This is a genomic window from Pantoea sp. CFSAN033090 (assembly GCF_001264395.1).
In the GTDB taxonomy this organism is placed as follows: Bacteria; Pseudomonadota; Gammaproteobacteria; order Enterobacterales; family Enterobacteriaceae; genus Pantoea; species Pantoea agglomerans.
In genome coordinates this window covers 102,848-116,272 of sequence record NZ_LGYX01000019.1, presented here as the reverse complement: position 1 = coordinate 116,272, position 13,425 = coordinate 102,848, and the positions used below count along the sequence as shown (strand labels likewise).

Below are 13,425 nucleotides of genomic sequence, written 5' to 3'. Positions count from 1 at the left end.
CTGATAAATTGTTAAAGAGCATGCCGCGATTTACTGCGGCGCGGGCTGCGTATATTACGCTTTCCGCATTGTCAGTCAAGCATTTATTTTCGCTTAACTCACTGGTTCGTATGATTTCGAACCTACTCAACCCGGCGCTTCGTAAGCCGTTGTGCCGTGTCAGTGGAGGCGCATTATAGGGAGTTCTCGGAGGGTGACAAGTGCTAATTTCAAATAAAATTCCGAGTGCTGATTTTTTCAGCTAAAAGCCGCTAAAGCGCCAGTTTTTCCAGCAACGGGAAGCCATAACGCTGTAAAACGGGTGATAATTGTACCGCTTCGCCATCCAGCTCCGTACAAAATGCAACGTTCTGCTGCGATGAATGTACTTCAGGTGCTTCATGCTCCAGCAGCCAGGCTGTGCGTCGTGCAATTGCCGCACCGGAATCAATCAGACGCGTTCCTTCCGGTAACACCTGCTGCAACTCTTCGCGTAGTAAAGGAAAGTGCGTACAGCCTAAAACGACCGTGTCCGGTGGTTCCGCCATCCGCAGCCACGGCTGAACAATACGGCGCACCTCATCCAGAGCAACTTCCGCACCATGGAGCTTCGCTTCTGCCAGTTCAACCAGCTCCGCTGATCCCAGCATCTCTATCTTGCAGGAACCGGCAAACTGCGACACCAGCTCATGGGTATAAGGACGGCGCACCGTGGCACGCGTCGCCAGCAAGCCCACTACGCCATTTCGCGTCAGGCGCGCGGCCGGTTTAATCGCCGGAACCACCCCCACGACAGGAAAGGCAAAACGTTCACGTAAAGCGGGCAATGAAACGGTGCTGGCCGTATTACAGGCGATGATGACTAACGAGAGAGGATAGCTGCGGGTAATGGCCTCAACGATAGCGACCACCCGATCCACAATGAAAGTCTCGCTTTTCTCACCGTAAGGGAAGCCAGCGTTATCGAAGGCGTAGAGATAATGAAGATCCGGCAACAGTTGACGGACCTCATCATAGACAGAAAGCCCACCGACGCCGGAATCAAACACCAGCACGGTGGGACGCAAATCAGAAGTTGTAGCTGCCGCTGAGGTAATACTCTCGTCCTGGAGTCTGATAGCCATACGCTGTCTCGTAATCTTTATCGAACAGGTTGGCAATTCTACCACGAACCGTGAGTTGTGAAGTGACAGGATATGAGACGGCGAGATCCCACAGGCTGACGCCCCCTAACTTCACGCGACGGCTGGGAGAGCTGTTAAAGTCAGTATCATAACGGTCACCCAGATAATGGTAGGTAACTGACCAGTCAAACTCATACAGCGTCCAGTCGAGCTGATATTTCACCTGCTGCTTAGCCCGGCGTACGAGCGGCTGATCGGTGCTGCCATCCCGTGCGTCGACATAATCATAAGAGAGCTGATGCGCCAGCGGCCCGGTGTCGAATCCTGCAGTCGCTTCAACGCCTTTAATGCGGGCCTGCTTAATGTTGTAGTAACGGAAAGTCGCCGGATCATTATCAATCAGATTATCGATGTCGTTGCGATAGCCCGACACACGCCAGTTCACCGGTCCGCTCAGCCCTTCAAAGCCGCCTTCCCACTGCTTACTTTTTTCAGGATCGAGGTCGCGATTGCCATAAACCGGGCTGTAAACCTGCGACAGATTAGGTGCTTTAAAAGCGGTGCCATAAGAGGCGAACGCGCGGTAGCCGGAGATAAACTCCCATGAGGCCGCCGTCTGCCAGGTGTTATGCCAGCCAAACTGATTGTTGTCGTCACCGCGTACCGCACCTTCGAGGGTGACGCTGCCAAACTGCTGCTGGCCGGTCAGGTAGAGACCGGTATTACGCTGCTCATAACTATCTGACAAATAGTTCGTGCCCGGCTCGGTCGTCTCTTTCTGCCAGTCGACACCCGCGCTGATCGCCCCCTGCCCCACCTGCACGGTGTTGCCCCACTGCAGATTGTACTGGGTGACATCATCAAAGGTGGACGCGGCACCGTAGCGACCATTGCGCGGATCGTAGTTGATGTCTTTGGTATGGCCATAACTGGCGATGAGCTGGGTAGAGTAGAAGTCACGATTGAAGCGTAACCCGGTGTCCCAGGTCTGGCTGTAGAGCTGGCGGGTATCCGCCAGCCCGATAATATTGAAATTATTATCGTAGGTATATGAACCGTCGTAGGCGGTGCGGTTATCAAACCCGTAGCCGCGCACAAAACCACTGAGCTCATCGCTGAACTGATGCTCAAGGTTGCCATACAGGGTTTTGCTCATGAAGCCGTCGCGATCGTGCTGCGCCGGGCTAAAGTCATTGGGATAACCCGCCACCACGTCATACCCTTTGGTATAGGTGTAGTTGCCTGCCAGAGTGAGCTTTGTCGCATCGCCCAGCATCTGCTGGGTTGAGCCGTCGTAGGATTGATAGCCGTTGGACCCGACGCCCGCCGTCAGCGTGGTGCCGGGTTGCGATCGGCCCGTAATGATATTCACCACGCCGCCAATCGCATCGGAACCGTAGACTGCAGAACGCGCACCGCGAATATATTCGATGCGCTGCACCAGTGACAGCGGGATCTGGCTGAGGTCAGACGAACCGGTGATGCCCGCCTGATTAAGCCGGATACCATCAATCAGGATCAGTACATGTCTCGATTCGGTGCCCCGAATAAACAGCGAACTCTGCTGCCCTAACCCGCCACTTTGCGCGACATCGACACCCGGCAGGCGGCGCATCACATCGGTCAGGCTTTTGGCCTGCCAGCGATCAATCTCATCACGAGTGACGACAGTGGTGGGTGCCAGCACACCTGAAACAGGTTCAGCAAAACGGTTGGCGGTGACTATTTGCGTATCATCATTCCCCTGAGCAAAACCGTATTGCGCCCAGAGAGAAATCGCCGTTGCGCTCAGAGCGAACAGCGAAGCAGTTTTTTTTGTCATTTTTATCGCATCCATAAGACGAAGCAGGATGCCGCAGGCCGACAATCAATAGCACGCGATGATTGTACGAGTAGCGACGTTACACCGGCAGGTCTTCGGGCTGGGAACCATAAGTGATGATGACTTCCCATCCCACAGGACAGTGTCTGCAATTGCACTCATCACGACATTCCTTACCGCTGCGCGTCAGCTCCAGATTCACACTGGATTCCCTATTAACTCGGGCTTGAGGCCGGCGTCTGCAGTCTACGGAGTGGAGATACGGAAGTCCAGACTGCCAAACATCTTCTCGCTGCGGGACTGGACATCAGCAAGTGAATGCCTACAATCGCCCGCTGGTAAGCTATTAATCAGGATTGCTCATGACACCCGAACATCTCCCCATTGAAGACTATGACGCACAGCTGGCGGAAAAAGTCAGTCGTTTAGAAACGATGATGACACCGTTTGCTGCGCCCGACGTGGAGGTGTTCCGTTCACCGGTCAGCCACTATCGGATGCGCGCCGAATTCCGCCTGTGGCACGACGGCGATGATATCTATCACATCATCTTTGATCAGCAGACACGCGAGCGGATCCGTGTTGATCAGTTCCCGGCGGCCAGCCAGCTGATCAATCAGCTGATGCCAAAGATGATCGCCGCGATCCGTGATAACCGTACCCTGCGTCATAAACTGTTCCAGATCGACTATCTGTCGACCCTGAGCAATCAGATTGTGATTTCGCTGCTCTATCACCGCAAACTGGATGATGAGTGGCAGCAGGCAGCCGTGGCGCTGCGTGACCAGCTTCGCGCGGAAGGGCTGGATGTGCAGTTGATTGGTCGCGCCACCAAAACCAAAATCTGTCTGGATCGCGACTACGTTGATGAGTGTCTGCCGGTAGCGGGTCGCGAGATTATCTATCGTCAGGTCGAAAACAGTTTTACCCAGCCTAATGCGGCGATGAATATTCAGATGCTGGAGTGGGCGCTGGATGTGACGCAGGATTCACAGGGCGACCTGCTGGAACTCTACTGCGGTAATGGCAACTTCTCGCTGGCGCTGGCACGCAATTTCCGCCGCGTTCTGGCGACTGAGATCGCCAAGCCCTCTGTTGCGTCAGCACAATACAATATTGCCGTGAACCAGATTGATAACGTGCAGATCATTCGTATGGCGGCGGAAGAGTTTACCCAGGCGATGAATGGCGTGCGCAGCTTTAATCGTCTGGAAGGGATTGACCTGACCAGCTACGAATGCGAGACGATTTTTGTCGATCCGCCGCGCAGCGGACTGGATGAAGAGACGGTGAAAATGGTGCAGGCGTATCCGCGCATCCTTTATATCTCCTGCAATCCGCAGACCCTTAGCGACAATCTGCAGACGCTGGCGGAAACGCACGATGTGACGCGGCTGGCGCTGTTTGATCAGTTCCCCTATACCCACCATATGGAATGCGGTGTCCTGCTAACACGTAAAGCGTAAACAAAAACGGGAACCCTGAGGTTCCCGTTTTTTTATCACTACTGATTACGCTTGCGCTTAAAACGCGTCGCAATCCAGAACACCAGCGCTACCATCAGAACGGTGGGAACGAAGTTGGAACCAATATCCGGGTATTCTGCCCGCACCAGCGCGCTATAAACCAGAATCCCCAGCAGGAAAAACGCCGCTGCCAGTCCTGGCATACCGTCCGGCATATTGGTGTTGAGGTAACGCTGATGCAGACACCAGGCCGCCAGACCCAGCGCAATCAGCGGAAAAATCGAAAATGGAACAAAGGCGCTGAACAGCACAGAAAACGAGCCGTTAATTGCTAAGCCGGTAATAAAAGCCAGTACCAGTGTGCTTTTATCGCGAGTACCTGGGTGGGTCATGGACTGATCCTTACTCATTGCTCTTCGGGTTTTTCCAGGGTGGCCGCCAGTCGCTCTTGCTCCCGGCGGTACCAGTAATAAGCGCCTTTGGCGATCATACGCAGCTGTAACACCAGCCGATCCTCAAGCTTACGTCGCTGCTCAGCATCAACATCCAGTGCTTCTGCACCGGCGCTGAAAACAATGGTCACCATCGCTTCAGCCTGCGCTTCGGTAAAACTGCGCGGCATGCGATTTTCGACCTCAAGATAATCGGCCAGTTCAGCGATAAAGTGCTGAATTTCACGCGCCACGGCGGCACGAAAAGCGGCAGAGGTGCCGGAACGTTCACGCAGTAACAGGCGGAAAGCGTTGGGATTGTTGCCGATAAACTCCATAAAGGTCGACACCGACGTTTTAATGATGCTGCCGCCTTTGGCAATACGCTGGCGCGCCTGGCGCATCAGCTGTCGCAACATCAGCCCGCTTTCATCTACCATCGTCAGGCCAAGCTCATCAACATCCTTGAAATGACGATAAAAGGAGGTAGGTGCAATCCCTGCTTCACGGGCAACCTCCCGCAAACTCAGACTGGCAAAACTGCGCTCGGCGCTGAGCTGACTGAAGGCGGCTTCAATCAGTGTACGTCGTGTACGTTCTTTTTGTTGCGCTCTGACGCCCATTCTCTCTGCCTTTAGCGGTGTTAAGCAGGCACTATAACAAAATTTTCAGCGTACAGATTGGCAATCTTTGTCACCGCCTGTGAACCTCACTCTTTGTCAAAATGTGATGAAAATCGCTGATAGAATTCAGAAGTGCGCGACGAGATGTTAGAATCTCGTTGTAAAAATGTATAAATAATAGGACGTATCGGTATGCAAAAGTCTTACGATTACGATGCCATTGTGATTGGCTCAGGGCCCGGCGGTGAAGGGGCGGCGATGGGGCTGGTAAAACAGGGAGCGCGCATCGCCGTGATTGAACGCTACCACAACATCGGCGGCGGTTGTACGCACTGGGGCACCATCCCTTCTAAAGCCCTTCGCCACGCCGTCAGTCGCATTATTGAATTCAACCAAAATCCGCTCTACAGCGATCATACCCGACTGCTTCGCTCCTCTTTTGCCGACATTCTCAATCACACTGAAAACGTGATCAGCCAGCAGACAGCCATGCGTCAGGGCTTCTACGAGCGTAACCGTTGTGAACTTTATCAGGGCGATGCGCATTTTGTTGATGCCAACACCATTGAGATTGAGCAACCGGATGGCACGCGTGAGACGCTGACGGCAGAGAAGTTTGTTATCGCCTGTGGTTCACGACCTTACCATCCTGACAATGTCGACTTTACCCATCCACGCGTTTATGACTCCGACTCTATTCTCAATCTGCACCACGAACCGGGCCACGTCATTATTTATGGCGCGGGCGTGATTGGCTGTGAATATGCGTCGATTTTCCGTGGCCTGAACGTCAAAGTTGACCTGATTAACACCCGCGATCGCCTGCTGGCGTTTCTTGATCAGGAGATGTCTGACTCTCTCTCTTACCACTTCTGGAACAGCGGCGTGGTGATTCGTCACAACGAAGAGTTTGAGAAGATCGAAGGGGTGGAAGATGGCGTCATCATGCATCTGAAGTCGGGTAAGAAAGTGAAAGCCGACTGTCTGCTTTACGCCAACGGCCGTACCGGCAACACCGATTCGCTGTCGCTGGAAAATGTGGGCCTGGAAGCGGATGGTCGTGGCCTGCTGAAAGTGAACAGCATGTATCAGACGGCTCAGCCGCACATTTATGCCGTCGGAGACGTGATTGGCTATCCAAGCCTGGCCTCAGCCGCCTACGATCAGGGCCGTATTGCCGCTCAGGCGATTATCAAAGGGGAAGCGTCAGCGCACCTGATTGAAGATATCCCAACCGGGATTTACACCATTCCGGAAATCAGCTCCGTGGGTAAAACCGAGCAGCAGCTGACGGCAATGAAGGTGCCTTACGAAGTGGGCCGCGCGCAGTTCAAACATCTGGCGCGAGCGCAGATCGTTGGCATGAACGTTGGCAGCCTGAAGATTCTGTTCCATCGGGAAACCAAAGAGATTCTGGGAATTCACTGCTTTGGTGAACGTGCCGCCGAGATTATTCACATCGGTCAGGCGATCATGGAGCAGAAAAACGGTGGCAACACGATTGAGTACTTCGTGAATACCACCTTTAACTATCCGACCATGGCCGAAGCCTATCGCGTTGCAGCGTTAAACGGCTTAAACCGCCTGTTTTAACGCAGCGTCGAAATAGTGCTGCATGTGGGTTTTAATCGCCTCTGCCAGCTGTTCATAACGGCTGCGCAGAGGTGAACCCGGACGATAGACCAGCGCAATTGTACGCTGTGGCACCGGTTTGTAGCAGGTGAGATAGCAGACGCCGTCGCGGATACGCTCCGGTGGGACTGCCAGCGCCGGTAACAGCGTAATCCCGCTGCCTGCCGCCACCATATTGCGCAGCGTCTCAAGACTGGTCGCACGGAAATGGGTATCTTCATCGGCGCCCGCCTCAAAGCAGAACCCCATCGCCTGGTCACGCAGACAGTGCCCATCTTCCAGCATAAGCAATTTCTCGCCTGCCAGATCGGACATAGGCACCCGGTCGCGATCGCACCAGGGATGATCGGCATAGACTGCCAGCTTCATCGGCTCATCAAACAACGGCACTTCGATAAAGGCCTGGCTCTCTTTGACCAGCGCGATAATCGCGCAGTCCAGCTTGCCGCTATCGAGCTGTGCCAGCAGTTGCTGCGTCTGCGCTTCGTGCAGATACATCTCCAGTTTCGGGAATGTCTGGTGCAGCGTCGGGATAATCTGTGGCAATAAGTAGGGCGCGGTAGTCGGGATGAGGCCGATATGCAGCGGACCTGACATCGCTTCCCCTTGCTGACTGGCCATCTCTTTCAGCACTTTCACTTCACGCAGCACCGTACGCGCCTGATCCACCAGCAGCAAACCTGCCTGGGTGAACAGCACTTTACGGCTGGTGCGCTCCAGCAGCATCACACCCAGCTCATCTTCCAGCTTACGGATCTGCCCGCTTAACGTCGGCTGACTGACATGACACGCATCCGCAGCACGGCGGAAATGACGGTGTTCAGCAAGCGAAACCAGATATTCAAGATCACGAATATTCATTATTACCCTCCAAGCCACGATAGACCGTGGCGATAGATAGAATAGCAATGAACGATTGGCCCTATCAAGGGTGGTTGGGAATAATGCGCACATCAAATGGAACGCGGTATGTCAGGAGAAAAAAATGTTTGCAAGTCAGGAAGGTAAAGCTATTCCGTCAGTGACTTTTCACACACGTCAGGGCGATCGCTGGGTCGATGTCACCACTGAAGCGCTGTTTAAAGACAAAACGGTCATCGTTTTTTCACTGCCGGGCGCATTCACACCGACCTGCTCCTCCAGCCATCTGCCGCGTTACAACGAATTAGCGGGTCTGTTTGCCCAGCAGGGTGTGGACAGCATTCTGTGCGTCTCGGTGAATGACACGTTTGTGATGAACGCCTGGAAAGCAGAACAGCGCGCAGACAACATTACCTTTATCCCTGATGGCAACGGCGAGTTTACCCGTGGCATGGAAATGCTGGTTGAGAAAGCCGATCTCGGCTTTGGCCCACGTTCATGGCGCTACTCGATGCTGGTGCGTAACGGCGTGGTAGAGAAAATGTTTGTTGAGCCAAACAAGCCGGGCGACCCATTTGAGGTCTCTGATGCCGACACCATGCTGCGCTATCTGGCGCCCGAGTGTAAAGCTCAGGAGTCGGTTTCAATCTTCACTAAACCTGGCTGCACCTTCTGCACCCAGGCAAAACAGATGCTGATGGATCATGGTATTCAGTACGAAGAGATCGTGCTGGGACAGGATGCAACAACCGTGAGTCTGCGCGCCGTTTCAGGCCGGGCGACGGTACCGCAGATCTTCATGGGAGGTCGTCACATTGGCGGCAGTGAGGATCTGCAGCAATATTTGCTGTCAGCGTAAGAGAATCTGAGCGTCGGCCGGGAGAGCAGGCGCTTTGATGATGTGCCTATAAAAATGAGTAATTCTGAAGCTAGAGGTTGGCGGGCATTTAATGTGCCCGCTTTTTTTTACCTGTTAATTACGCCAGACGCTGCTTTGCGTCACCGATGGCACGCGCAACCTGCTGTGGCGAGACGCCGCCCTGCGCATTACGCTTATCCAGACAGGATTGCAGCGCCAGAATCGGATAGACATCCTCGCCAATCACCGCACTGAACTGCTGCAGCTGTGCCAGCGACAGCGCTTCCAGCGCCACGCCCTGCCCGATGGCGGCAACCACTACTTCCCCGACGATATGGTGTGCTTCACGGAACGGCACGCCTTTGGCGACCAGATAGTCAGCCAGTTCAGTGGAGTTTGCGTAACCCTGTTCAGCCGCTTCCTGGCAGCGCGGGCGTTTAACCTGCAGGCCATCCAGCACCAGAACTGACATATGCAGACAGTCGAGCCAGGTGTCGAGCGCGTCAAACAGCCCCTCTTTGTCTTCCTGCATATCTTTGTTGTACGCCAGCGGCAGACCTTTCAGCGTCATCATCATGCCGGTCAGCGCGCCCTGCACCCGGCCACACTTGCCGCGAATCAGCTCCAGCGCATCCGGGTTTTTCTTCTGCGGCATCAGCGATGAGCCGGAGGTCACTTTATCTGACAGTTCGATAAAGCCCGCTTCACCGGTGTTGAAGAAGATCATATCTTCGGCGAAGCGCGACAGATGCACCATGCCGATGGCAGCGTCAGAAAGCAGCTCCAGCACGTGATCGCGGTCTGATACGGTATCCAGACTGTTGCGCGTGGCAGAAGCAAAGCCCAGCCAGCCAGCCAGCTGCTGACGATCGATCTCATACGCGGTACCGGCCAGTGCGCCACAGCCCAGCGGGCTGACATCGAGCCGCTTCAGCGTATCCTGCAGACGGCTCTCGTCACGCGCCAGCATTTCAACGTAGGCCAGGCACCAGTGCGCAAACGTCACCGGCTGCGCACGCTGCAGATGCGTGTAGCCCGGCATCACCGCATCCTGATTGGCTTCGGCGGTGACCACCAGCGCCTGCTGCAGATCACGGGTGGCACCCAGCAGCGCCTCAATCTGCACCTTGCACCACAGCTTAAGATCGGTCGCGACCTGATCGTTACGGCTACGTCCGGTGTGCAGTTTTTTGCCCAGCGCGCCCACCTTGTCGATCAGCTGGCCTTCAACCCAGCTGTGGATATCTTCGGCGTCGCTCTGCAGAATCTGCTCAGGATCCTCACTGACTTCATCCAGTAACGTATTCAGGGCCGCTTCCAGCTGCTGCTGCTCATCCTGAGTCAGGACATTTACCGTCACCAGCGCTTTGGACCAGGCAACAGAGCCAATAATGTCCTGCTCTGCCAGGCGGTAATCGAAGCGCAGCGAGTCATTGAACTGTTTAAAACGTTGATCCGCTGCCTGAGTAAACCGTCCACCCCAAAGTGCCATGTGAAAACTCCTCTGAATCGTTAAACAAGGGGCGGCATAAATGCCGCCCCTGAAATGAAACTGTGAGGCGAGGCGCACCTCGCCTGAAAATTACTTCTTCTGCTCGTTCAGGGCGCGGATACGCGAAGAGAGCGAGAACAGACGGATAAAGCCGCCCGCATGACGGTGATCGTACACTTCATCTTCACCAAAGGTGGCGAACTCTTCCGAGTAGAGGCTGTTCGCGGAACGCTTCTGGGTGGCTGTCGCCTGGCCTTTGTAGAGCTGCAGTACCACTTCACCGTTAACCTCTTCCGCCAGCGATTCGGCAGCGGCCTGAATCGACTTACGCAGCGGGGCGAACCAGCGGCCGTCATAAACCACATAGGACATCTCGTGGCCGAGCTGCTCACGCCATTTGAAGCTATCGCGATCCAGCACCAGCTGCTCAACCGCACGCAGCGCATTGACCATGATGGTGCCGCCAGGGGTTTCGTAGCAGCCGCGCGATTTAATCCCTACCAGACGGTTTTCAACGATATCGATACGGCCGACGCCATGTTTTGCGCCCAGCACGTTAAGTTTTTCCAGGCACTGGAACGGACTCAGTTTTTCACCGTTAACCGCCACAACCCGACCTTTTTCCACGGTCACGGTCACTTCTTCAGGCTGGTCAGGCGCTTCCAGCGGATCGACAGTCCAGACCCAGCAATCTTTATTCGGTGCATTGGCCGGGCTTTCCAGCACGCCACCTTCGGTGGAGATGTGCCAGGCGTTTTCGTCGCGGCTGTAGATTTTCTCCAGTGACGCGGTGGTCGGAATGTTGCGCTCTTTCAGGTAGTCCAGCAGCGCTTCACGTGAACGCAGGTTCCATTCACGCCACGGAGCCACCACTTTCAGCTGCGGTGCCAGCGCGGTGTAGGTGGTTTCGAAACGCACCTGGTCATTCCCTTTACCGGTAGCGCCGTGACACAGCGCATCCGCACCCACTTTCAGCGCCAGCTCAACCTGTGCTTTAGCGATGATAGGACGCGCCATTGAAGTGCCCAGCAGATAAGTGCCTTCATAGAGGGCGCCAGTCTGCAGCACCGGATAGACATAGTCGCTGATGAACTCTTCACGCAGGTCAACCACGTGGCATTCAGATGCGCCGGACTGCAGGGCTTTCTTCTCTACACCTTCCAGATCGCCGCGCTCCTGACCGATATCTGCGACAAAAGCGACGACTTCACAGCCGCCGTAGTTCTCTTTCAGCCATGGAATGATGGCCGAAGTATCAAGACCACCGGAGTAAGCCAGAACGATTTTTTTGATGTTTTGCGTTTGCATTTCGTAATCCTTGAATCAGAGTCGTTAAGCGAGAATCCGGGTGCCAATCGACACGCCGTTAAACAGGTCAGGCAGCCGCTCAGCGTGACGCCAGCTGGCAATATCCACCGGGCGGCCCAGGGTACGCGCTGCATCAAGCGCAGCGTGCACTTTCACAATCATGCCGTCGGTAATAATGCCCTGGGTAATCAGCTGCTCAGCTTTGTCGGCGGTCATCTCTTCGATGCGCTGACCTTTGCCGTCGAGAATACCACTGACGTCTGACAACAGGACCAGATCAGCGCCCAGCGTCGAGGCCAGTGCGGTCGCCGCCTGGTCAGCGTTGACGTTCATCAGGTCGCCGCTGTCAGTTATACCAATTGAGCTCACCACCGGCATATAACCGGCCGCCAGCAGGGTGTTCAGTAATGCCGGATCGCCCGGCATTGCGTGGCCAACGTGGCCGAGTTCTTCATCAAACGGTGTGACATTCACGATGCCCGCATCGCCCAGGCAGAGGCCTACCGCGTTAATGCCCGATTTTTTTGCCCAGGCCAGCAGCGTTTTATTCGCGGTTCCCGCCAGCGCACCGGTAATAATGTCGATCTGATCGGCTGGCGTGACACGCAGGCCATTTTTCTTCTTCACCGGCAGCGCCAGCTTTTTCATCAGTTCATCCACCAGGCAACCGCCGCCGTGGACAATAATCAGCGGACGCTGATGGGCGCTGCGGTAGGTCAGCAGCGCTTCAAACAGGCGGGCCAGCGCTTCTTCGCTGTCTAACAACACACCGCCCAGCTTGATAATCAATGGATTGGTCATGGTATATTTGTCCGTTAAATCAGTGACTGCGTTTCAGGGAAGCCGAACCGGATGTTCAGGCACTGTACCGCCTGCGATGCCGCGCCTTTCAGCAGATTATCTTCGGCTGCCACGACAATCAGATGCTCGCCCTGCACTTCAAAACCGATATCGCAGTAAGGCAGACCCACAACGGCTTTCAGCGCCGGTACGCCCTGCTCGTAGAGCCGCACCAGTGGCTTGTTGTCATAGGCGCGATGGAAAACTGCGGCGATATCTTCACGGCTGACACCTGCTTTCAGACGGCAGGTAATCGTCGCCAGGATACCGCGCGGGAAGTTACCCAGATGCGGAGTGAAGATCACCGGCGTACCAAGGTGCGCGACGATTTCCGGGTGATGACGATGATTGAACAGGCCGTAAGGCTGCAGGCTCACTTCGCAGAAGCTGGTGCCGACATTGGCTTTACGTCCGGCACCGCTCACGCCGCTGGTGGCGTTGATTACCGGCCACTGCGCCTCGTTTAACAGTCCGGCATCCACCAGGGGCTTCAGCGCCAGCTGCGCAGCGGTCGGATAGCAACCTGGCACAGCCACCAGCTGCGCCTGCTGGATTTTCTCATGCTGATATTCGGCAAGGCCGTAAACGGCTTTGTCCAGCCAGTCGCCATGCTGATGGGTGAAGCCATAAAAGCGGGTATAAAAATCAGCGTCATTCACGCGGAACGCACCCGACAGGTCGAACACCACACAGCCAGCCTTGAGAAATTCCGGCGCCAGATCGTGGCTGACTTCGTGGGCCGTCGCCAGGAACACCACATCCACCTTGTCTGCCCACTCGGCCGCGCTGCTCAGCGGCTGCAGCGGCAAATCCACCACACCTTTCAGCTGCGGATGGAGATCGGAGAGGCGCTTGCCGGCATCAGGGCTTTGCGCCGAAACCGCCAAAGCGGTTATGTTGATATGTGGATGGCGATTCAGGAAGGTGGCAAGCTCTGTACCAGCATAACCACTGGCACCAACGATCAGCGTATTCAACATCAGGCTGT

Annotated in this window: 12 protein-coding genes and 1 riboswitch; of the genes, 3 read left to right on the top strand and 9 right to left on the bottom strand. The window is 55.2% G+C overall.

The window, feature by feature from the left end:
• Positions 1-251: 251 nt before the first annotated feature.
• Entirely contained in the window at positions 252-1,103 is an 852-nt protein-coding gene (gene murI, locus AFL22_RS16710) for a glutamate racemase (RefSeq protein ID WP_052271785.1), read from the bottom strand.
• On the bottom strand, positions 1,048-2,925 hold the full coding sequence (gene btuB / locus AFL22_RS16705) for a TonB-dependent vitamin B12 receptor BtuB (protein WP_033766552.1): 1,878 nt from the start codon (positions 2,923-2,925) through the stop codon (positions 1,048-1,050). The genes murI and btuB overlap by 56 nt, the downstream gene beginning before the upstream one ends.
• Before the next feature lie 68 nt (positions 2,926-2,993).
• Positions 2,994-3,177: riboswitch (cobalamin riboswitch) on the bottom strand.
• 110 nt (positions 3,178-3,287) lie between these two features.
• Between btuB and trmA the strand changes: the two genes are divergently transcribed.
• Positions 3,288-4,391: a tRNA (uridine(54)-C5)-methyltransferase TrmA gene (trmA, locus tag AFL22_RS16700; protein WP_010672059.1), complete on the top strand. Its 1,104-nt coding sequence runs from the start codon at positions 3,288-3,290 to the stop codon at positions 4,389-4,391.
• A 38-nt stretch (positions 4,392-4,429) separates the two neighbouring features.
• Here the strand turns inward: trmA and AFL22_RS16695 are convergent, their stop codons facing one another.
• Complete coding sequence (locus AFL22_RS16695; RefSeq protein WP_010258126.1) at positions 4,430-4,783, bottom strand: YijD family membrane protein; 354 nt, start codon at positions 4,781-4,783, stop codon at positions 4,430-4,432.
• Positions 4,784-4,797: 14 nt separating this feature from the next.
• Positions 4,798-5,445 carry an HTH-type transcriptional repressor FabR gene (gene fabR / locus AFL22_RS16690; RefSeq protein WP_010258128.1) on the bottom strand — a complete coding sequence of 216 codons (648 nt, stop codon included), beginning with the start codon at positions 5,443-5,445 and terminating at the stop codon, positions 4,798-4,800.
• Between the two features lie 192 nt (positions 5,446-5,637).
• Here fabR and sthA point away from each other — a divergent pair, with 192 nt between their 5' ends.
• Positions 5,638-7,038, top strand: a complete 1,401-nt coding sequence (gene sthA / locus AFL22_RS16685) for a Si-specific NAD(P)(+) transhydrogenase (RefSeq protein ID WP_010258130.1) — start codon at positions 5,638-5,640, stop codon at positions 7,036-7,038.
• Here the strand turns inward: sthA and oxyR are convergent.
• Positions 7,021-7,938 carry a DNA-binding transcriptional regulator OxyR gene (gene oxyR, locus AFL22_RS16680; RefSeq protein ID WP_010258132.1) on the bottom strand — a complete coding sequence of 306 codons (918 nt, stop codon included), beginning with the start codon at positions 7,936-7,938 and terminating at the stop codon, positions 7,021-7,023. The genes sthA and oxyR overlap by 18 nt on opposite strands.
• A 124-nt stretch (positions 7,939-8,062) precedes the next feature.
• On the opposite strand from oxyR, the gene AFL22_RS16675 reads away from it, so the two are divergent.
• Entirely contained in the window at positions 8,063-8,797 is a 735-nt protein-coding gene (locus AFL22_RS16675) for a glutathione peroxidase (RefSeq protein ID WP_010672060.1), read from the top strand.
• Between the two features lie 118 nt (positions 8,798-8,915).
• Here the strand turns inward: AFL22_RS16675 and argH are convergent, their stop codons facing one another.
• From argH to argC, 4 genes are all read right to left on the bottom strand, one after another.
• Positions 8,916-10,289, bottom strand: coding sequence for an argininosuccinate lyase (argH, locus tag AFL22_RS16670; protein ID WP_052271784.1), 1,374 nt, complete (start codon positions 10,287-10,289; stop codon positions 8,916-8,918).
• Positions 10,290-10,379: 90 nt separating this feature from the next.
• The gene (locus AFL22_RS16665) at positions 10,380-11,597 is read right to left on the bottom strand and encodes an argininosuccinate synthase (protein ID WP_022624925.1); all 1,218 of its coding nucleotides are present in this window, start codon (positions 11,595-11,597) and stop codon (positions 10,380-10,382) included.
• Positions 11,598-11,621: 24 nt separating this feature from the next.
• Positions 11,622-12,398 carry an acetylglutamate kinase gene (gene argB / locus AFL22_RS16660; protein ID WP_010258140.1) on the bottom strand — a complete coding sequence of 259 codons (777 nt, stop codon included), beginning with the start codon at positions 12,396-12,398 and terminating at the stop codon, positions 11,622-11,624.
• A gap of 14 nt (positions 12,399-12,412) precedes the next feature.
• Positions 12,413-13,417, bottom strand: coding sequence for an N-acetyl-gamma-glutamyl-phosphate reductase (gene argC, locus AFL22_RS16655; protein WP_010672063.1), 1,005 nt, complete (start codon positions 13,415-13,417; stop codon positions 12,413-12,415).
• Positions 13,418-13,425 lie beyond the last annotated feature (8 nt).